This is a genomic window from Helicobacter turcicus (assembly GCF_019711685.1).
GTDB lineage: Bacteria > Campylobacterota > Campylobacteria > Campylobacterales > Helicobacteraceae > Helicobacter_D > Helicobacter_D turcicus.
On the sequence record NZ_JAIGYQ010000001.1, the window covers coordinates 148,867 to 171,021 of the forward strand.

The 22,155-nt window shown below is 33.8% G+C and carries 17 protein-coding genes; 1 reads left to right on the plus strand and 16 read right to left on the minus strand.

Annotated features, from left to right (window positions below; all coding sequences use genetic code 11):
- Positions 1-2 precede the first annotated feature (2 nt).
- The gene (gene cysD, locus K4G57_RS00655; protein ID WP_221531255.1) at positions 3-884 is read left to right on the plus strand and encodes a sulfate adenylyltransferase subunit CysD; all 882 of its coding nucleotides are present in this window, start codon (positions 3-5) and stop codon (positions 882-884) included.
- Between the two features lie 646 nt (positions 885-1,530).
- Here the strand turns inward: cysD and K4G57_RS09190 are convergent.
- From K4G57_RS09190 to guaA, 16 genes are all read right to left on the minus strand, one after another.
- A complete protein-coding gene (locus K4G57_RS09190; RefSeq protein WP_346727922.1) occupies positions 1,531-1,752 on the minus strand; it encodes a restriction endonuclease subunit S in 222 nt (73 codons plus the stop codon).
- A 96-nt stretch (positions 1,753-1,848) separates the two neighbouring features.
- A complete protein-coding gene (locus K4G57_RS00665) occupies positions 1,849-5,652 on the minus strand; it encodes a putative barnase/colicin E5 family endoribonuclease (protein WP_221531257.1) in 3,804 nt (1,267 codons plus the stop codon).
- Positions 5,653-6,144: 492 nt separating this feature from the next.
- Entirely contained in the window at positions 6,145-7,902 is a 1,758-nt protein-coding gene (locus tag K4G57_RS00670; protein WP_221531258.1) for a DUF262 domain-containing protein, read from the minus strand.
- A gap of 283 nt (positions 7,903-8,185) precedes the next feature.
- Positions 8,186-9,001: a DNA-methyltransferase gene (locus tag K4G57_RS00675; protein WP_221531260.1), complete on the minus strand. Its 816-nt coding sequence runs from the start codon at positions 8,999-9,001 to the stop codon at positions 8,186-8,188.
- Between the two features lies 1 nt (position 9,002).
- Positions 9,003-9,779 carry a type II restriction enzyme gene (locus tag K4G57_RS00680; protein WP_221531261.1) on the minus strand — a complete coding sequence of 259 codons (777 nt, stop codon included), beginning with the start codon at positions 9,777-9,779 and terminating at the stop codon, positions 9,003-9,005.
- Between the two features lie 84 nt (positions 9,780-9,863).
- The gene (locus tag K4G57_RS08980) at positions 9,864-10,241 is read right to left on the minus strand and encodes a R.Pab1 family restriction endonuclease (protein WP_236033129.1); all 378 of its coding nucleotides are present in this window, start codon (positions 10,239-10,241) and stop codon (positions 9,864-9,866) included.
- A gap of 133 nt (positions 10,242-10,374) precedes the next feature.
- On the minus strand, positions 10,375-10,629 hold the full coding sequence (locus tag K4G57_RS08985) for a hypothetical protein (RefSeq protein WP_236033130.1): 255 nt from the start codon (positions 10,627-10,629) through the stop codon (positions 10,375-10,377).
- The gene (locus K4G57_RS00690) at positions 10,619-11,725 is read right to left on the minus strand and encodes an N-6 DNA methylase (protein WP_221531262.1); all 1,107 of its coding nucleotides are present in this window, start codon (positions 11,723-11,725) and stop codon (positions 10,619-10,621) included. Before K4G57_RS00690 ends, K4G57_RS08985 begins: the two co-directional genes overlap by 11 nt.
- A 21-nt stretch (positions 11,726-11,746) precedes the next feature.
- The gene (locus tag K4G57_RS00695) at positions 11,747-12,637 is read right to left on the minus strand and encodes a DNA adenine methylase (protein WP_221531263.1); all 891 of its coding nucleotides are present in this window, start codon (positions 12,635-12,637) and stop codon (positions 11,747-11,749) included.
- The gene (locus K4G57_RS00700) at positions 12,627-13,712 is read right to left on the minus strand and encodes a hypothetical protein (protein WP_221531264.1); all 1,086 of its coding nucleotides are present in this window, start codon (positions 13,710-13,712) and stop codon (positions 12,627-12,629) included. The genes K4G57_RS00695 and K4G57_RS00700 overlap by 11 nt, the downstream gene beginning before the upstream one ends.
- A 24-nt stretch (positions 13,713-13,736) precedes the next feature.
- A complete protein-coding gene (locus K4G57_RS00705; RefSeq protein ID WP_221531265.1) occupies positions 13,737-14,417 on the minus strand; it encodes a DUF3378 domain-containing protein in 681 nt (226 codons plus the stop codon).
- A gap of 42 nt (positions 14,418-14,459) precedes the next feature.
- Positions 14,460-15,722, minus strand: a complete 1,263-nt coding sequence (locus K4G57_RS00710) for a GMP synthase (glutamine-hydrolyzing) (RefSeq protein ID WP_221531266.1) — start codon at positions 15,720-15,722, stop codon at positions 14,460-14,462.
- Positions 15,712-16,344, minus strand: a complete 633-nt coding sequence (locus K4G57_RS00715) for a restriction endonuclease (RefSeq protein WP_236033131.1) — start codon at positions 16,342-16,344, stop codon at positions 15,712-15,714. Before K4G57_RS00715 ends, K4G57_RS00710 begins: the two co-directional genes overlap by 11 nt.
- 206 nt (positions 16,345-16,550) lie before the next feature.
- The gene (locus tag K4G57_RS00720) at positions 16,551-17,843 is read right to left on the minus strand and encodes a modification methylase (RefSeq protein ID WP_236033132.1); all 1,293 of its coding nucleotides are present in this window, start codon (positions 17,841-17,843) and stop codon (positions 16,551-16,553) included.
- On the minus strand, positions 17,843-18,592 hold the full coding sequence (locus tag K4G57_RS00725) for a BsaWI family type II restriction enzyme (RefSeq protein ID WP_221531267.1): 750 nt from the start codon (positions 18,590-18,592) through the stop codon (positions 17,843-17,845). The genes K4G57_RS00720 and K4G57_RS00725 overlap by 1 nt, the downstream gene beginning before the upstream one ends.
- Positions 18,593-18,629: 37 nt before the next feature.
- Positions 18,630-22,097 carry a glutamine-hydrolyzing GMP synthase gene (gene guaA, locus K4G57_RS09340; RefSeq protein WP_429913074.1) on the minus strand — a complete coding sequence of 1,156 codons (3,468 nt, stop codon included), beginning with the start codon at positions 22,095-22,097 and terminating at the stop codon, positions 18,630-18,632.
- Between the last annotated feature and the right edge of the window lie 58 nt (positions 22,098-22,155).

Here is a 22,155-nt window from a genome sequence, read left to right on the forward strand (position 1 = left end):
AAATGGATAAATTAGGGAAATTAGAAGCACAAAGTATATTTATTTTAAGAGAGGCTTATCGTAATTTTAAGAATCTTGCTATGTTATGGAGCATTGGTAAAGATTCCACAGTGCTTTTATGGTTAGCAAAAAAGGCGTTTTTTGGGCATGTGCCTTTTGAACTCATTCATATTGATACTAAATATAAAGTTCCAGAGATGATTGCTTATCGCGATAGAATTGCAAGAGAGCTGAAGTTGCGCTTGGTTGTCGGGCAAAATAAAGAAGCACTACAGCTAAAGCAGACATTTCCAGATGGCAATGTAGATAGAATCGTTTGCTGTAAAAACCTAAAAGCAATTCCGCTTAATCACACGTTAGATGGCACTTGGGAACGCATAGTTTATGACCCAAAGAGTGATAGCTGGAATGTGCTAGAGAAAGCAGATCCTTATAATGCCGTGATTGTTGGAGTTCGCAGTGATGAAGAGGGTAGCCGTAGCAAAGAGAGGGTGTTCTCGACACGAGATAAATCACATGAATGGGACGCCTCTAGTCAGCCACCAGAGCTGTGGAATCTCTATAAGACAGAATTTGCACCAGGGACACATGTGCGCGTGCATCCGTTGCTTGAATGGACAGAGTTAAATATTTGGGAATACATAGAGCGTGAGAATATCCCCGTGATTCCAATTTATTTTGACCAAGGATTAGGCGAAAGATACCGCTCTCTTGGTTGTTATCCTTGCACAAATCCTGTGGCAAGTAATGCTAAGAATCCTAGAGAAATAATTGATGAATTAACTAGTGGCAAGTTTAAAGATATAGCCGAGAGAAGCGGTAGAGCGCAAGATAAAGACGGCGGCGGAACTTTGGAGGCTTTACGCAAAGAAGGATATATGTAAGAATTTGTATGAAATATTGTTGCTCTACTCCAGTCGGATTTTTTAAATATTTATGAAAACAAAATACAAAATAGATTCAAGCATTGCTCGTTGCAATGAAAAATATTCTTGGGATATGGCAGCTAAAAAAAGAAATCATTATTTCTCTACGCTCCAAAATGTGTAAGATTAAGAAGACTAAAAGATTATGATAAAAAATGCAAGATATTGAACAAAAAGAATTGGAAATATTCTTTATTATTTATTTAATTTCTTATCAAAAATTGCTCTAAAGTAAAAAGAAAAAATCTCTATTTTTAAAAGATCAATTTTTTATTTTAATATTATAATTTTGCTTATAATATCAGGAGATAGTATCGTTTATCTATATAAGAAACACATACTCTTACACCTCCATCTTTTACTAAAGATTTTTGATAAAAGTAAATTTGTGTAATATTTTTACCTTTTTCGGTGTTATAATCCCCAAATTTTCCAATTTTCCAATTTTCCAATTTTCCAATTTTCCAATTTTCCAATCGTTGCGGTTGGGATTATTTATAAAGGCGTGGCGGAATAGCGTTTGGGCTAAAGATTCTAAAGTTTTGTTTTGGCGATGGAGTAAGTCTATCTTATCATCAAAACTACTTAGAATCTCTGCAATTTGTTATTGGACTTTAAGGGGAGGGATGGGGATTGTGAGGTTTTCTATATCGTTACTAGAAGTATTTGCTTGATTACCGCTGCTAGATGAACGACTAGATAAGTCGTTATGAATACCTTCTGTTTTAAAGAGAAAATATAAGAAATTCTTGTCAACATTTTTTACAATTATTTTTCCAACTCTTTGGTTTAAAAGCACAATTTGTTTATGTCTATATTTAGATATTTATCCTACAACTTGACTTTTTGTGTGCGGGTGATTTCCTGTTAGGCTAATTAGAATATCATTTTCTTTATATTAAGAATTTTTCCAATTTTTCATTTAAATTTTTACATATTCCTTTGGTTCGCGCAAATTTGGCACAGGATAATCCGCTTCTTTGAAATATTCATAATAAGCCTTTAGCTCCTCTTTTGGATTCCCTAAAAATGCATGTTTTGTATCTTGGCTTAGCAAATCCTCTGCATAGTTTAACACCGCGCGCTTAAGTTTGATATTCTTAGCATTTGTCTTTTGTGGTATAATTGCTTCAAGGTTAGATACTGCATTGTCCGATTTATCTGTAATCTTAGGCTTGGGTGAAAGTGTGCCTAAGTCCTCTTCTTTAATTGCCTTTTCTAATTGTGGTATAATGTCGCTTAGGTTTCCTAAAGGTTCTTTAGGTGTAAAAGTGTCGTGGTAGGAAGTCTCGGCATTTTCCTTTTCATAAGCGGTTATAATCCACTCATTATCGCCCTTTCCATTCCAACCCTTACTTAATCCGATTCTAAATTCTTTTGTATTGTCTTTAAAAATCAATGTATGGACATTATTTTTTGTTTCTAGCTCCGCATTTTCTATCATCTTAGGCAGAGATTCTACAAACTCTAACGCCTTTTGTTCGGCTTCTTGTGCGCTTAATCCCTCTTTTATAAATTCGCTTTTTCTTTTATCCATAATGTGCGCTAGTCCAAAGCCTTTGTGCGCTTCTTTGTCGGTTATTTCTCCCCATACTAAATCAATCTCTCCACTTCCGCTTAACTCCTCTAAATCCTCTCTATAAAACGCTCCTGCAACTTGTCCTTTAAATGTGCCTTGAGCCTTTTCTTCTTCGCTTAGTTTTCCTAAGCTCTTGCGCTTAGAAAAATCCTCTGCTTCTGCTAGAATCTTTTTTATTGCTCCGCTTCCATCGCGATAATACTCGGCATAATTTGTTCCAAAGTCTTTAATGGGGGTGATATTATAAGTATTTTGTATAGATTCTCGCACCTTTTTAATATCATTTACTATATTGTCAGTATAATACCCATCTTTCTTAAGCTTATTAATATAAGCACTATCGCTTTGGTATTTGTTGGAATAAAGTTTAAGCCTTTGGTGTGTAACATCTGCAAAAATGTCTAAATTATTGCTTTTAGCAATTTGCTTTTGTAGCTTCTCCTCTAAATCTTTAATTTCTGCTTTTATAGCTTCTTGGCTTTGTTTTGCTTTATTTTTCTCCAAAAGAATAGCGTCTAGGGCTTTTTGCAATATTTGAATTTCCCTAGAAGCATCTTTTTCTTTGTAATCTTTATAAACTTCAAGGGTATTTTTTATGCTCTCTTCTGATCTTAGGTTTGGAGTGCGTTTTACAAGTTTCCCATTAACCCTTTCTTTCCAATGTAAAATAATGCGGTTTTCATCTTCCCTCCATTCTTTTTGTAAGGATTCCAAAATGGGTTTAATTTGTGCCTTATAAGGCTGTTTTTGTTCTGCTTCTTTAATTGCCTTTTCTAATTGTGGTATAATGTCGCTAGTATTGTTTATCATTTGGCTTTCAAGATTAAGGCTTGGAATCGTGCTAGGGCGTTGGCTATGGGATAGCAATACCTCTGAGTTTAAACTCTTAGCTAAAGCAAAAGAATTAGCACTTGGCTCATAACCAATGGATAGCGTTTGAGCTTTGGCTTTTGTATTTTTGTAACTCATAGAATCTTTATAATTCCCCATTCCTTTAAAAAGCGTTTTAAACCCTAACTCATTATTCTTTTTCTTAATCTGTTCTACCGCGACAAAATACCCATTCACTTGTTTATAGCTAACAAGCACATTACTACCGCTATTATCTGCGCTTTTTAGTGTTTCGTCTGCGTTTTTTACATACTCTCTATACTTTGCAATATCGGAATATTCCACTGCTTGTTGTCCACTTTTTTGTGCTAGATTAGATTGCGCTCCGTGCCTTTTTAATGTGTGGTTGATTGCGTTAGAATCTATTGTTACACGCACATCTTGCGGATATTTAAACCCTAAAGCCTCCGCTTCCTCTTGACTTAGCTTTTCAATAGCAACCTTTTTATTTTGTTTTTGTATATATTCCACTACTTCTGGTGTAAAGTTTTCTTGTTCAATGATTTGCATTTCGCGCCCTTTTTGTGCGCTTGTGTCTATGAGTTGCTTGATTTCCTCTTTGATTCCTTGCTTTTGTGGAATCTGTGTCGATTGTGGTATAATTGCGTTTTGGTAGCCCAAGCCTTGCGTGTCTTGTTTGCTACCCTGCCGAATGAAAGCTTGGATAATGTCGGTATCTAATCCCTCAAACTCTTTTAAAATCGTGTTGATTTTGTTTGTCTTAAACCCTGTAAGTAAAGTTTTATCATTATCCTTTGTCGCTAAAAGATAAAAGAAGTCTTTGCCATCTGTAAATTTCTTAATCCTCTTTTCTTTTGCAACTTTGTTTTCTATTTTATCAAATTTAAAGTCTGGATTCTTAAAAGTAGGCTCTACAAGATTTAAATACATTAAGCGACTTTTATCATCGTTTTTGCTTTGTAGGTGTTTGATGAAGTTTTCTTTGTTTTGAAAATTATCTAAAGCTTTTAAAAACTCATCTACACTTAGGATTTTCGGCATTTGCGCTGGTGCTAATTGTTCTAAAGATTCTTTTAACTTCTCTTTGTCTTGTTTGGTTAAAGTCTCTTTTGCTTGGCTTTGTGCATTGTAGCTTGTTTGCGTTCTTTCTTTTGGCTTTAATTCCTCCCTTGTCGGATTTACTAGCTTGAATTCCTCTGCTTCTACTTCGTTTTTGCGCTTTAGTTCTAGTAGCTTTTGCTCTTTTGCCTTAAATGTAGCGGAATCGGGCTTTAATGTGCTTAGTTGGTCTTGTAGTTTTGCGATGAGATTTCCCCTTGCATTATACCTTTTATAAGCGATTTGCTTTTGAAGTGGCGCAGATTGTATGATTTCAACATCTATAATTTCGTCTGCATTTAGCTTTTGTGGAATCTGTGTGGATTGTGGTATAATGCTATCATCAGTTTTTACAATAGACGATTCGGATTTTATCCCACCTCTAGTTTCTTGCAGTGCGTTTAAACTGCCCTCGCTTGATTTGCTATTTAGGGGTGTAGCATTATCACTAAAGCGGGGGGTTAATTCTAGCTCTACACTATAAATTCTTTTGCCATTTTCTACACTTTCTTTTATGGTAATGAGTGCATTATTATCCTTAAAAGCACTATTAAATCTATGAATAATTACATTTTTCTCACCGCTTTTGTGTGGCTCACTCTTTGCTAAATACGCTTTTGCAAAGAGATTCTCAATGTCTGCTACTGCGCTTAAGTGTTCTGCGCGTGTAAATCCATTTTTAAGGCTTTTATTCACTGCGCTGTTGCTAATCATCTTATTAATGGAATCTTTACTTAAATATGCTTCGTAATTATCCGCACTTTTAATAAAGCCTTTTTGCATTAATGGCGTGAGCTTCTGCATTAATACTTCTCTCACTTCGCTTGTCTTTGCGGTGTTTAAATCTAAATTTTGGCTTTGTGCATTTTTTGTTTGCTTTGCTTGTCCTTTTGCCTTTTTAAATGCTTCGTGCTTCTCTTTTAGCTGTGGAAGTAAGTCTAAAAGTGTGCTAGTTGTGTTTGTAGGTTGTCCGCTTTTAATGCTAAGTGTTGCAAAATCATAAATGTCCGCACTGCTTAGAGGTCTCCCTGCAGTCCATAAAGTAGGCTCTAGCTCTACTCTTAGATTCTCTTTAACATCTCTTAAAAACTCATAAAGTCTTGCACTTGGATTCTCTAGCTCTCTAAATCTAGCAAAAGAATATCCTATAATTTTCCCTATAAAATCATCATAAAGGCTTGGATTAATTTCAAGCATTGCATTATCTAAAAGGCTGCAAATGTTGCTTTACTTGGCGTTTTCCATAATGTAGCCCCAGCGCACCTTGTGTCACTAAAAATGCGTTATATGCGAGGTATTCGTCTCTATATTCAATATCTCCACCCTCATCTTGCATTTTCTTAAAAGTGACTTGAAAGCTATCAGAAATGTATTTTAAGAAAACTAAAACTAAACCTAAACGATGTGCTTGTATTCGGTAGCGTCAATTTTTTTGCGTAATTTGTCCGCGGATTTAAAAAGTATTTAAGCTAAAGTTTTATGCGTCATAAAGAGCCTTTTTAAAGGTGAGATTCTTTAATTTTGACATAATTTTACTTATAAATAAATGCACCTTTTTAATTAAAAAACGCACTCTTTAGTAAAAAGGCTCAATATCGCCTTAGGGATTGGTTGTTTTATTTATCTACATTGACAAAATGCGCGCATACTCCTCCACCTCGTGTTTCTGTTACATACCAATCTCTAGCACTATTTCTCCCCAAAAACAGCCTTAAAAAATTCTGCAAATCTCTGATAAATCTGCTCATCTCTCTTTTGAATATCTTCTTTTAACCAATCTTTTTGAGTGCTATTTGCTAAATCTTGTGCTTCTACATAATAAGAATTTTTATATCTCTCTTTCTTTTTGTGAAAATATCCATTCCCTGCTTCTATATTTTCTTTCTTTTCAAGCAGCATTTTATTGCCAATATGTTCTAAAAACACTTTTGCATATTCTTCATTCCAACCATTATAATTTGTATCTTGCCATTTTTTAGGGAAAATATGCTCAATTTCTGATTTAGCTAGAGTGTAATTCTTCCCATTTTTGTTCCATTGTGTTTCTTGTTTATCACTATATAACAGAGCATAAACAGCAAGAATATAGCGAACTTGTTTAGCAAGAGCTCTGCTAGAAAAATCTAAAAAATTTTCTAATGGAGGCACTTTTAAGTTAGGTAGATTTATACCTGTCTCAAAAATACATTCTGTTTTGTTCTCAATAATATTTGCATTGGCTTTCATAAATCCCCAAAATACTCCAGAACTTCCACCCTTTCCATACATAAGTCCTAAAGCATTATAAGCCACAACTTGAGGCAAGACACTATCAAAAATATCGTTATTTTTATCCTTATCAAATTTATAAAAACACACGCTAACAACCATTTGCCATAATTTATTTTGATAAATATTTAAAACTGCAAAATATTTTTGTGCTTTAAGACTTAAATAATCATAAGGATTGCACCAAAATTCACCTAATCTTTGAATAAATTCAAAAGTTTCATCTTGTTTCAACAAATCCTCATTAGCTGCAAAATTTACTTTTTTCTTTTTAGAATTTACTCTATCTTTTTGTGTCCAAAACTCAAGCACACCGGGAATAACCGTATCTACTTCCTTATGCTCTGCTCTAATGATATGTTCATATTGGGCAAATAAAAAACTTATATCTTCTTTATTTAGATAATTTGAATTTTGGATTTTACTTTCTAACTCTTTCCACTCCTTTGCAAATTTATTTTTTTCACTTTCTTCTCTCTTTCTCTCAAAAATTAAGCCTTTAAAAATATCGGCTGGACTTAAAGAAACCCCTCTATTATTTAAGGTATTAAAAATTCTTAAAGCCTTATCACGTCCATCACATTCAATGGGTAAAATTACACATAAATTTAATAAACATAAACAAAAATCAAACCACTCTGAGGGCTTATTTTTAGCCAATTCATCAATTTTATTTTGAAAGAAAATAAAATTTTTCTCATATAAGGATAAATTTTTACTCTCTTTGTCTATATCTAAAGTGTCTTTAAAAAGATTTTCTAATTTTAGATTATCCGAATCTGTCGCTACTTCACTTTTAAAATGTGTGTTTTCAAAATCAATCTCTCCTGTTAAGGGACTCATATCCCATAAACAAGAGGCGAGATTGCTTTTAAGTTTATCAATCCCATTCTGCCCTCTTGCCTTTTCGTATAAGGCGCGTATCAAAAGATTTAAAGTTGTTGTCCTTTGTTGCCCATCAATGATATTTTGTCTGCCATTTTCCTTATATATTACAACAGAACCCAAAAAATATTCTTCATCTTCGTCTTTATTGTCAAAAAAATTACAAACATCGTCCCAAAGTTGTTCGCACTCATCTTCTGACCAAACATAATTTCTTTGATATATAGGGATTAAAAATTTATTTTTTGATAAATAATCAAAAACACTTTTCCTCTCCGCTCTCATTTCTGCCATTTTTACTCCTTTTTCGCAATTTTTGAGAATATTATCATTTTATCTAAAATATGCTTATCTACTCCCACTCTAATTTACTGGATTTGCTAGTGCTTGTCTGCTCCGCGCGGTTAGTATCTATTGCAAATAAACCCATACTTTCTAAAAGTTTTACATCACTGATTTTCGTTAAAAAATTTCCTTTCAATTCCATTTCTTTATCTCTTAATATTTTAACAAAACCATCTCTCAAATTTTTATACATTAGGATTAACAAAGTAATTTTCATTCTAAGCATTTCAATTTATAAATTTACCTCAAATAAATTTTTTTGTTTATTGCTAGATTTTTGAAAGTTTGGCAATTTAAATTGTTCTTGAATCTCGCCTTGATTTTCAAGCCGATTTAAAATCATTTCATAATAAGGCTTATGGAGTTCACAACTTAGCCATTTACGCTTAAGACTTTCACAAAGTATAATCTCGCCACCACTTCCACCAAAAAGAACAAATACAGAATCTCCCTCATTTGTGCAAGATTTTATTAACATCTCCACAAGTTTAAGTGGAATCTGGCAGGAATGAAAAGTCTTATCCTTACTCACATTTTTAACCAAATCAAAATAAAACCACGAATAAGGCATTCTACCTGTATGTCCTTCTTTTAATCTTTGCAAAATTCTTTTATCAGTTGGATTTTGATAGGGCAACGCAATATTATCTTTATAGAAATGATTATCTTTGCTCTTTGTTGCATGTAATACGCTTCTGTGTGCGGTTGTAAGCCGCCTTTTGCTGTGTCCAACATTGGTATTATACACCCATACATAATCTTGCACATCATAAGCAATAGAATCTAAGCATTGCACACGCAAATACGCATTTTGTTTAGGATAGTTCATCATAAAAAGATTTCCACTAGATTTTAAAACGCGCATAGATTCTTTGGCTAACTCACAATACCACGCAATATAATCCTCCCATTTTTGTGTATATTTAGAACCATTATAGTTAATTCCTACATTATAATCAGGGTCGCCATAGACCATATCCAAACACTCATCGGGTAGCGATTTAAGAACCTGTAAAGTATCCTCATTGTAAAGTTTATTAAACTGCATTTTAAATCCTTATAAGTTGGTATTCGCATGATTTTAGAAACTGGATAGAATCTAAATGCAAAGGCTTTTGAAATGTATAAGCCCAGAGTTTGAGACTATCTTTATTGCGAACTAAATAGACACAAATAATCTGTTTAAAAGCTAAAGCTGAATTGTAATAGTACAAAAAAGGGTGATAAATTTGGTAGATGTTAAAATCTGTTGGGGTTCCATTTTTTGCCTCAAATATACCAATAGTGCCTTCAAATTCAAGGGTTAAATCAATTTCAATCTGCTGATTTGTAGCTAGGATTTCTTGCTCATCAAAAAAATATTTTAAACTTGTTTTTGTGCGATGGGGAAAGTAAGTTTTCGGACGACTTTCAATACTCAAATCTGCAAACTCTAAATCTGCTTCAAATAAAAAATGATGCAAAATTCTTTGATTGTTTGCTACGCTTAAAATATTGCTTTCACTATCATTGTATTCATTAAGCAAACTTTTTTTATATTGCCATTTTATAGAATCTTGCAAAAGTTCAAAGGGGTGATAAAGCTTGTTTATGCCTTGAATAAACTGATGATACCCTCCACCTAGATGAAGTAAACATATATCTCGCTTTTTAAAAAGTAGAGGGAGTTTATCGCTAGAATCTAGCTTTGTTGCGGCAAATGGATTGCCAAAGCCGTGTTTTTTGGAGAATTCTTTAACTAAATCATTATGAAATTTAAAATTCCTTTGTTCTTGGCAGTGTTTAAATAAATCCTCTAAAACCAAATGCTTTTTATTTGTTTTCATAATTTCTCACTCCTATTCTAATTTACTTATCGGATTTGCTAGTGCTTGTCTGCTCCGCGCGGTTAATGCCCTCTAAAATCGTTCTTATCCATTTTTAATAACCTTTAAAATTTGCAAAATGTCATAATTATGATTCTTGCTTAAAATTCCAAAAATCTTAAAGCATTCAAGCAAAAAATTCTTATCTTTAGAATCTAAAATAAGATAAGCGCATTCTTTGACTTCTGCCACTCTGCCTAAAAGTGATAGCATATTTTCTTTTGCTTTGAGCTCTGTGATTGGAAAACATACATAAAGCATAGGTTGCACACCTATTGCCCTTTGTTTTTCTTTAATTACAATCTCAAGCAAAATATCAAAATGACCAAATTTATGCACCAAAAGTGGATATTTCACTTCACTTACATAAAATTCTATATCTAAAATTTGTCTCTGCCTTGGGTGGCTTCTAAAAATTTGCAAATCCTCCCTGCTGTCTATGAAATCCTCATTATCAAGATTTTGTAAAAATGTGCAAAGATTTTCAATTTCTGCCTTGTTGATAATCCCCTACTGCACGAAATAATATAAATACTCACTTAACTCATAAAGTGCTTTATTTTTTCTTTGCTCCGATAAATTCGCTATCTTGCAATGTGCTGAATGCTAACTTTTCTTTATCACTTTTATCCACATCATAGCCGATTTGCCACTCTACATAATGCTTTTGAGAGAATGGAACTTGCCTTGTTGGAGTTGGAATTCCATATTCATAAAAACTATTTCTTATCTTTACTCTAATCTTGCCACTTTGTGTTGTAAGCGGAAGCTCTGCAAAAATTTTATTATTTTCTAGTTTTTCAATCCTCATAATGCTTTCCTAATAATTTTCTAAAATAATCTTCAATTTCTGGGCTTAAAATCTTACTTTCACTTGCTTTGATAAATGCAGATTCTAAGGCTTGAAATTTCTTAAAATCTATCAAAATATCACAATTTCCAAAATAATAAGGAATATGGGTAATCATCATTTTAAACACATCAACATAACAATAAAGGCTATATTTTTCTTTTGCAACATAAATTGTATTGGTATTTTCTTTTGTTATAAAAGTCTTTGAACGCCGCAGAGCATTAATATCGCGCAAAGTATAAAACATCGCTACTTTTTGCCTAGAATCCACACGTTTTTTATTAGGATATTTATCAATATATTTTGCTATAAAATCAAAATCATTAAGCTTAAAAGATTTGCCCTCTATGGTATAAAAAATAAAATCACAAATAAAATTATAATCCATTCCTTGATTGTCCCTTTTGTATAAAGCAATAATGATGGGAAAAAATCCCATAGATTTAGGACAGAAAATAGCAGAACTAATAATTATAGAATCTATCAAGCAATAATGTTTAATAAAATTCCTCAAGGATTTAAAATTAGATTCCTTAATCAAATAAGAAAGCGGGTGAAGCACACAAATATAATCCGCCCTTAATGCATCAAAAGAACGCAAAAAACTAATGCCAATATCTCGCGCTTTAAGATGAGAATCCACAGGAACACAATCACTATTTTTAAGGTGATTTTGCACGATAGAAGTTTTATCATTATAAGGGGGATTACCTATGATTATAAGCTTGTCATTTTGTGTTAAATTAAATTTCTGTCTTTGGGCTTGATGTAGCGAATTTGTATGCAAAAGCAAAGGCTTTTGTGTGAAATCCTTAAAGTTTTCTCTTGCTTGTTTTAAAGCTTGTTTGTCAATATCTGCACCAATTCTCACTTTAAACCCTTGCAAAGTTAGAAAATTTCCATAGCCACAAGAACTATCAAGCAAAATGTAATCTTTAGTATTTTTAATGTGATTTGCAAGCATTGAATGCACGATTTCCACAACAAAATCAGGTGTATAAAAACTGCCTTGATTAATGGTTTGGATTTTATTTAAATGTGTTTGGATAGTCATTTATTCCCTCTTGCCCTCACTCTAGCAGGTTAATTTGCTATTTACATTAGTTAAAGACTCAAAATGAAAATACTTTATACTATTTTTTATTTCAAAATTACTGATTAAAAGCTCTTTGCCTTTATCTGCCTTCCCTTGTTTGTAGTTATTCATTCCATATTGTAAAGTCCATTCTTGTAGATAAAAATCTTTATATAATTCTCGTATAAACTCACTATCATCATAAGTAAGCAAAAACTTATGCTTTGTGTTTTTGAGATTATCGCAAAGCTTTTGATGATTAAAACCTATATGTAAATCCCCTTTTTTGCCATAGAGCCTTGATTTTATAGTGGAGTAATAAGGCGGGTCTAAAAAGATAAAGACATCTTCGCCCTCTTTTTGCAGGAGATTCTCATAGCTCTCATTGCTAAAAATAAAATTTTGCAAGATTACATCCATATTTTTAAGTCTCTCGATAGAGCTTTGCGTAAAGCGAGATTCAAAAGCTTTTTGCGAGTATCCACCACAATCAACCACTCCACTAAAAGTAATGCGATTAAGCACAAAAAAATCAACAGCCCTTTGAAAACTACTTAAATCTTTATTTCTGCGACTTAAGATATTTTCATAGAGCTCTCTGCCATTTTTATAATATTTTCTAATGCTTTGAATTTCGTTGATTAAAGCTTGATTTTGTGTTTTTAGGATGTCCCAAAAACAATACACATCTTGATTGAAGTCATTTGCTAAAAATTGAATTTGTTTTTGACACAAAAGATTTTGAGCAAGATAAATCCCCACACTTCCACCTCCAAAAAATGGTTCTCTATACTCACTAAAACTTGGCGGAAAGTAATCCTTTAAAATCTTAATCGCTCTACTTTTGCCTCCCGGATAACGAAGCGGTGTTTTATAAAATCTAGCATTCATTGTTTATCCAAATTTCAAAATGATTCTGTTTGGATTCTATGTTTAAAGCTTTTAAGGTGGTAGTTTGAGAACCTGAGAAAGCATTATTTTCAATAAAAGAATCCAGATTTTCATTTGGTAAAATAATACTATCTTGCAAAAGACTTGAAGTAAGTCTTAATGCAATTTTAAATTTTTTAAGTCCTTCAATTTTATGTAAATTATTATAAAGCATAAGTTTTAAAAGTCCATCTTTTATATCATCATTGCTTGGCAAAAGGCTATTCTTACTATGTTTACTCTCACACAAATACAATGTATCATTTTTGAAGAACACTTCATCAATTGTAAAAAAATATTGCCCTCCCAAATAATTATTTATAATAATTTTTTCTTTCTTGCCTATACCTATATTTTCCTTAGGCTGTAAAGTTAAGCTTTCTCTAGTTTGAGCTTGCTTTGCCTTTTGTCTTGAAAAACCCATAAAAGTTTCTCTACTTTGAGAAATTTTGCATATAAAATTATCTATATTTCGTGGGTTGTGAAGTTTTATCTTTAATGTGCTGGAAATATCAATATAAGCGTTTTTTGCTAATTCTGCTAGTTTTGTAAGTTTCTCGCTACTTAGCTGATTAAGATTCCAATGTAGTGCTGATTGATGATATTTAATGAGTTGGGTGAGTTGCCCTAAAATATATTCATTATTAAATTCTTGTTTGGTGATTTTATCAGCTTTCTTTGGGTGAATTTCCGCCTTATCATAAAATCCCAAAATCACATAAACATTTAAAAGACTCATCAAAGAAATAGTATCCCATTGCAAATAATCCATATCACCATTAATACCCTCATCTTTGATAATTGGGATAATGGTAACAATCTTACTTGCATGGCTATCAAAAGTATCATATACCCTCGCATAAGGATAAGAGCGGGTGCGTTTAGGGCTAACCCATTTGCTTAAGGCTAAAGTTTTGTTTTGAAAATTAATTAAACATTTACCGGGTAAAGAATTGATATTTTTAAAATCAAAATTTTCTAATTGCTCATGCCAATTTTTTTGATAAGAAAAATTCTTAATTTGTGCTTGTAACATAAAATATTCCTTAAAATTTCAATATCAATCCATAGCTTTAAAAACATTCTCTTTATCTATTACAAAACCACATTCCTCTAATCTCTCTACTAATTTTTTTAATATTTCTTTTGGATTTTCTTTAAATTGAAGTCTAAAAATACCATCTATATCCGATGGAGTTTCAACTTCTCCCTTGCTTAAGATAATAGTATTTTTTCTGCCCAATTTTGCCATAATCATACCCATTTCAAGTATGACATTCTGCCTTGCTCTTGCGTGAATATAACCCTCAATGTTGTCTTTGTGTGCTTCGTAGTCTTTTTTTGATAAAGAAATATCATCGGGGGTAAGCAAAATTATACCCGCATGAACACGAGATGTTTCTTTTTCTAAAGCCTCAATAATAGTCATACCCGTGTTATTTGTGATTTGAGCGGTTTGAATATCAAGTTTTTGGAGTATGTATTCAAGTTGTTCTTTGGCTATTTTATCATGACCATAAACTATAAATAACTGCTTATTATTTTCGTATATTTCTTCTCTTCCTAATATTTCATTTATTTCTTGTTCTATTTTTTCTTTATTTTTACCCTGAATCTGCACTTTTCCATTTGTATGAATAGTGATTGTTGCATCATCTTTTTTTGCTTTATAACTACCATTACCACCTTGAGAAAAATCTGCATATTTTTTTAATTTCTCTAATACTTGTTGCTGACTCATTTTATCCTCCCATTTTATTAATAATAAAATTTAAATACTCCCCTACTCCCACTCAATCGTGCCAGGGGGTTTGCTTGTAATGTCATACACCACGCGGTTAATGCCCTCTACTTCATTAATGATTCTATTGTTTGCAAATTCTAAAAAACTAGAATCTAGCACTGCATTTTCTAGGCTTCGTTGTGAAAACAAAAATCGCCCATCACATACAAATCCAAGTTCCTCCCAATCTACATTATTGAGATTCTCGCATAATATTCCTAATATCACAGAGTCCACCTTAAATTTTGGAAAAACTGCTAAAACAGAGCCATCATAAACATTACAAGGATGTAAGAAAAAAGGCTTTTTGTTTCGTGTTTTAGTATTAACATAGATTCTAGGATTCTCACTTTTATAATAGTCTCTGCCCCATTCCCACCAATTCAATTCATTAAATTTTTTAATCCTCCGCCTCAAAAGCTGTTCTTTAAAATCTTGCAAATACACACAATTCTTGCCATAGATTCCATAAATCATTTTTCTCGTTTTGCCACTTTTAGCACTTTGTGAGCAAACAAAATCCATATTACCCCATTTTTCATTCGCAAAGATAGAATCTGCTCCACTTACTGCTCCAACTTTGACAAAAAATAAATCTTTAAAAGGAATCGTGTAGGCTTTTTTAGTGAAAAGTAGCTGTCCATTTACACAAGAAAACTCTCTTAAACACTGCGTCTTACGTGTAAAATTATCTTTTTCAAACCTCCAAATCGCACAATTTGGCTGGGCATTGTCAAAAATCTTTTTATCACCCAAATCAATAAAATGCGTGATACTGCCTTGCTGAAATAAAAACTCATTTAAGCGCACACTTGAAGTTGATTTTAAAAAATCTCGTGGAGTGATAAAAATTAACTCTCCTCCTTCTTTCAAGTGCAAAATACACTTATAGATAAAAAAAAGATAAAGATTTGAGCGAGAATCAAAAAGTCTAGAATAAGGCTTAAGAAGTGCTTTTGTAGATATAGCAATGTCTTGGTAACGCACATAGGGTGGATTCCCAATAATGCAATCAAATTTTTCGTTTGTAGAGTAAGCAAAAAAATCTTCTTGCAAAACCGCCTTATCACAAACCACACTAGAATCTAGTTCAATACCTACTTTATTTTTAGGTAAATTTTGAAAAAATGCTCCATTACCACAACTTGGCTCTAGAAATCTGGGATTAGAAAGTTTCTTTGTGCTTTGAATAAGGGCTAACATATCGCCCACAATATGTGGTGGGGTAAAAACCTGCCCAAGAGTTACTACATCAAGATTCATAAAAATATGTCCTAAAATGCAAATAAGCATCAGCTCTAAGTTTTAAAGATTCCTCAAAAGTTCCAAGTAAAAAGGCTTTTGCACTTCCAAAATCTCTATTTATCAGTTTGCGATTATTGTCCCATTTAGCTTGAAAGGGGAGATTATTACCATTTGGCAAGATAGATTCTAAACTTTTTAACGAAGCGGCAAATACATCACTAGGGCTATCTTTATTTATAATTAAAAAATAATAATCCTTGCTGTTTGGTTCTAGATTCTCACTCAAAGTTTTAAAATATACTTCCCAGCTTACTCCATTATTAAAAGGCGGAATTTTGCCTGTTAAGGCATAATAGATTCCAAGTTTGCAGTTGAGATTATCAGTTGTTTTTGTCGTGCTAACTTTAATATTTACAGGATAAAACACATCATTTTCATAAAAGCTAAAATCTACCCAATCACGCATATTTGGGCGGTTTATAGTAAAATTTGCCTCTAAAAGTCTAAAGATTTCATCTTCATTAAAGGCAGAATTTATCCGCCCATCACGACTTTGGTTACTTAGTTGTAAATTTTGTTTTTTAAGAAAAGCTACTATGTCATTTAATAGATTGGGTAATGTGGTTTTATTTTCACTCATCTCTCACTCCCACTCTAATCTACACGGGGGTTTGCTTGTGTTTGTCTGTACAATGCGGTTAGTATCTATCGCAAATAAACCCATACTTTCTAAAAGTTTTAAATCACTGATTTTATTTTTCATCGCTAAAACATCTCTCTCCAGCTCCGCTTTTCTATCTATGGATATTTTTATAAATGCACTTTCTTTTTCTATACCTACAAAGTCTATAATAGCCTTTTACACACTACAATATATTCCTCGTTCATTGTGCGTGAGAGAACCCCAGCTTTGTTTGTTGGGGAATTTTGAAGTGGCATTGATTTGTTAGAAATTTTGCGTTTAATTGTTTGCAAGTGCATAAAACCATTATTGCAAAAAACTTCGGCAATAAATTTATCGGTAGGAAGTTCTATATTTTTTACTCTGCGATTGCCCACTATAAAAAATACTTTACCACCGAGATTTATAGAATTTATTAAAGATTGAATGCTAGATTCCAAATCAAAATAAAAGCTTGAGATTTCTAGGGCTCTTTTTTTATCTATCTTAGAAATCTCTAAAACATAATCTTTTATCAAACCAGTATCGTAAAGTTTTTGTGCCTTTATTCCACCCATTAGTTTAGAATCCAACTTCCTAGCATCTTTAAAACCCAACCATTCATTAATAAAAGTGCTAAATTGTCCATACGCCACAGTGGTTTTAGAATCTCCATAAGGTGGGCTTGTTAGCAAGGTGTCAAATTTTTGTTTCAAATTTTGAAAACTTGCATTTGTAAGATTGAGACCAACATCTTGTAACTTGGATTGATAAAATTGTAAATAATCTTTCACGAGAGATTCTAAATTTTTAGTAAAAATTGCATACACATTGGGCTTATAATTTTCATAATCTTTCATTCTAAAGAGCTTAAATTCATTGTTTCTTGTCCAACTTGCCTCCCTTAATGTCTCGCTAAAACTAAGCATAAAGAGATTTTGTAAATTTTTGTCATCTAAAGCTTTAATATAAGAAAAAATCAGTTTTAAATCTTGCTGTGCGTTTTTATCTATCCAAAAATCAAGATTGGTAATATTCTCCAAAGGATTAAAATCTAAAGAAAGTTTATTTTTAGATTCTAATTGACGCAATAATCTTTCCTTTTGCCTAATAAGATAAGAAGATTCTATATAAGTCATTCTCGCCTTTGAAATCGTTATTGCTAAAGGATTTAAATCAAAACCTACAAAATGTTTAATTCCATATTCTAAACCACTTACAAAGCTACTTCCACTCCCACAAAATGGGTCTAAAAGATTACTTTTTTTTGCTTTAAACTCTTTTAATAACTCTAAGCCAATTTGAGGAAGCATTGTTGCGGGATATTTATGTAGATTAGGATACATTGACGCGTAAGATTGCCCCAAAAAGTCGTATTTGGGTTTATAAATTGCTGGATATTCTTGCTTTTTAGAATCTTTAATCGTGTGTTTTGGTGCAAAGTCTGCATTGAAACAAGATTTTTCTAAAAATGTCATTAGAGTTTCTCGCTTATGTAATCAATTAAAGCACTTAAGGGTTTTATAAAATCTCCTGTTTGTATATTTTTACCAATAAATGCACAATCAAAAAATTTGAACATTCCCCTGTGTTGAGGATTATTGATTTCATTATAGAAATTTACAGTGGCAAAACATACAAGCGGTAATATAGGGGGATTATAAGAAATGTCATATTTTTCTCTAATACTAGATTCAACATTTGCAATTTCCATTAAAAGCTTCCATTTATAAGTCTGTCCCGCCCTTTCACGCAAGGAAGTTTTAAGCGACAAAATTAAACATTTGTGGAATTTATTTTTAGAATCTAAGCTATAAATTACCAAATCCACATCGGGCTTTTGTATCTCCTCCCCCACTTTGATATAAAATAAATCTTGCCATTGTGGAACAGAAGAAATTTTAGAGGTAATGAAAATATTTTGTCTTATATTGCCTTGTTCTTTATTTTTAAGAAATACCCAAACAATAAGGTTTGAAAATGCTCCTCCAGCAATACTTTTTCTCGCTTGACTCGCGTCTCTTATTTCGCCCTGTTGAACTCTATTTTGAATAAGAATTTCTACTTCATCTTTGCAATCTACAAGATAATCATAGAGATGATTAAAAATTTCTTGCAATCCAAATTTTTGAGTAGAAATATCAACATTAATTTTTGCAATCATCGGTTGCATATAATATCTAGATTCTATATCTTGCAAAGTTTTGAATTCCATTTTGTTTAGCATTTTATACCTCTAATCCATAGTTTTTATTCATACTCCCCTACTCCCACTCAATCGTGCCCGGGGGTTTGCTTGTAATGTCATACACCACGCGGTTAATGCCCTCTACTTCATTAATAATTCTATTGCTCACAGATTCTAAAAAGCTATGCGACAAATGCGCAAAACTCGCTGTCATTCCATCTATTGCCTCCACAGCGCGCACACAAATGGTATTATCATAAGTGCGATTATCACCCATTACCCCTACACTCCGCACATTTAAAAGCACACAAAATGCCTGCCACACACTATCATAATAGCCTTGTTTGCGAAGCTCCTCTATAAAGATAGAATCCGCCTCGCGCAATAAATCTAAATCCCTTTTATTCACCTCGCCCATAATACGTATGGCAAGTCCAGGTCCGGGGAATGGGTGGCGCATAAGCATAGATTCTGGCATTCCTAGCTCTCTCCCAAGTGCGCGCACTTCATCTTTAAAAAGCTCCCTTAATGGCTCTATTAGCTCAAACTTCATCCATTCAGGCAAGCCCCCAACATTATGATGAGACTTTATCGTCTTAGAGGGACCTTTCACACTCACAGATTCTATCACATCAGGATAGAGTGTTCCTTGTGCTAAGAACTTTATCTCACCCTTTGTATTATGCTTTTTCGCCTCTTTTTCAAACACCTCTATAAAAGTCTCGCCGATGATTTTGCGCTTAATCTCTGGGTCTATCACGCCCTTAAGTCGCCCTAAAAATAATTTACTCGCATCACACACAATAAGGGGCACTTTTAAGTTTTCTTTAAACATCTTCTCCACTGCCTCTCTCTCACCTTTGCGCAAAAGCCCTGTATCCACAAACACAGGAATAAGATTCTCCCCGATAGCACGATACAGCAAAGTGGCGACGACGCTAGAATCTACTCCACCACTTACCGCACACAACACCTTAGAGGGCGTTGGCTTTTGGGCTAAAAATGGCGATTGCTTCACTTGGGCTTCGGTCATTACCGCTTGAGGTAACTCCCTCGCCTCATCTTGCAAAGCCCCATTTTTATATTCAAAATCCTCTCTCCCTTGAGATTTTATATATTTAGAATCCACCTTAGAATCTCTAGTCCCACAATGTTGGTTATTAAAATCTAACATTCTAAGATTTGTGGCGGTGCTTTCGTGGTTTTTTAGAGATTTTTGGGGTGAGACTAGACTAATGGTCTGCGAACCCTCAAAATCTCTAAAATCCGCGGAATGATTGCCCAAAGCTGAATGTCTTTTAAAGCACGAGCTTATGTGGTCATTTACGATTCCCACACTTTGCATAAACGCATACACACTCGTGCTGCCCACAAACTTAAAGCCTCGTTTTTTCAAATCCTTAGCTATTATATCTGCAAGTGACGTGGAAGCAGGCAAATCTTCCACACTTTCAAACGCATTGATAATTGGCTTACCCCCCACAAAGCCCCAAATATACTTATCAAAGCTTCCAAACTCCTTTTGAATCTTCAAAAATGCCCGAGCATTAAGAATCGCCGCTTCAATTTTCGCCCTATTGCGCACGATTTCCTCATTTTGCATAAGAGATTCTATCTTTTTACTATCATAACGCGCCACTTGTGCTGGGTCAAAGCCATCAAACGCCACCCTAAAACCCTCACGTTTTTTAAGAATTGTAATCCAAGAAAGCCCCGCTTGAAAGCCCTCTAGCACAAGCTTTTCAAAAAGTTTCTTATCATCGTGTTCTGCCTCACCCCACTCATTATCGTGATACTCCTCATAGAGCTTACATGCTGCCTCATCTTTATCCCTAGCCCAATCGCAACGTACCCGCTCCCTTGCTTCTCCAAGTCCCAAAGACTTTTGCAAACTCCCACGCACAATGCTTAGAGGGATAAGCTCTGGTGAAAATTTTCCACCACTCCCCGCAGGGATAGGCTTTTCCCCTGTTTTTGTAAATCCCAAATGCGCATAAAATCCCAAAGCCCACTCAAGACTTGCGACTTTTATCACTTCAAATGTGTATAAATATCGTCTCAATGCCTCTTTAAGCAGTGTTTTACCTATGCCCTTGTTAAAATATTGCGGAGCGACAAAAAGCATTGTGATTTCATTCTTTTTCACCGCGATAAAGCCCAGCCATTGCCCCGCATTTTGTGCTATAAGCAAATCTTTAGAGCTTGAAATATGTGCCTTAATTTCCTCCCTCATACCAGCAATCGCATCTTCGCTTAAATCTGTGTGCGTTGCCCTTGCGCCCTCCTCCCAAATAGAGACAAGATACGAAATTGCTTGTGCTTTCCCAACTTGTTTAAAAGATTCTGCAAGAGTGATAAAAGTAGGATTTTCACAATGTGGAATCTCACCTCCATAGACAATGTGGCGCAATTTTTCAATTTCAGATTCTGCAAAATTACGCATATTCCAATCTGTATCCGCACCACAAACAAGCATGGCAAAATTCCTTAGAATCTCCCCGCCACACTCACTATGCACGACTTCAGGGTGAAATTGCAAAGCATAAATATTGCGCTTCAAATCCGCTATCGCACAATAATGCGTGTTGCCAGACTTCGCAAGCTCTACAAAGCCACTAGGCACGCGTTCCACCTTGTCAGCATGGCTCATCCACACGATAGAATTTTGTTTCACATTATGGAATAAAACATTATGCGATTTTAAATGGCTTGCCAAAATTGCGCTTGAAGCCTCTAAATGCACAACCGCAAAATCCCTCCCTCTAGAATCTTTCGCACTCCTGCCTATCTCTTTAAATCCTAATTGCTGGTAAAATTTTAGCCCACGCGCATTATCTGCATTGCAATCTACTACAATGCTATCAAATTGCTTAAAATTCCGCATAAATGCTTCACGTAACAATGCCCTACCCACACCGCGTCTAAAAAACTTTGGATGCACAAAAAGCATTTCAATACGATTATGTTCCATTCCAAGAAAGCCTAAAAATCTCTCTTCATCAGTTGCTACAAGCGTATTTTCAGAATCCCTTAAAAGCACATTGACATCACTTCTAATCTCTAAAATATCATTTTCTGCTAAAAATGCGTGGCTATCTCTAACAGAATCCTCCCATAAATCTACAAGTGCTTCTAGGGCTTGTGGCATTTTGTCGTGATTAAACTCACTAAAGGTTAGATTCTCTTCTAAATTGAGGATTTCTAAAACTGCCTTACCAAACTCTTGTGCCTCTGCCCTCACCACAGAGCCACCAAAAAAATGTGCGATATACTGCATACCATAGCAGATTCCAAGCACAGGGATATTAAGCTCAAATATTTTAGAATCTGGCTTATAGGCGTCTTTTTCATACACACTAGCAGGTCCTCCGCTTAGGATAATGCCTTTAGGATTTTTTGCCTTGATAGAATCTAGTTTTTCAAAATACGGGACAATCTCTGTATAAACACCATATTCACGGAGTCTGCGTGCGATGAGTTGGGTGTATTGAGAGCCAAAATCCAAAACCAAAATTTCCACATTATGTAAAGAATCCTGCTGCATAAAAAACCTTGTAAAGAGTGAATTTTTAAACGATGAGTGCAAAAATTCTAACAAAAAT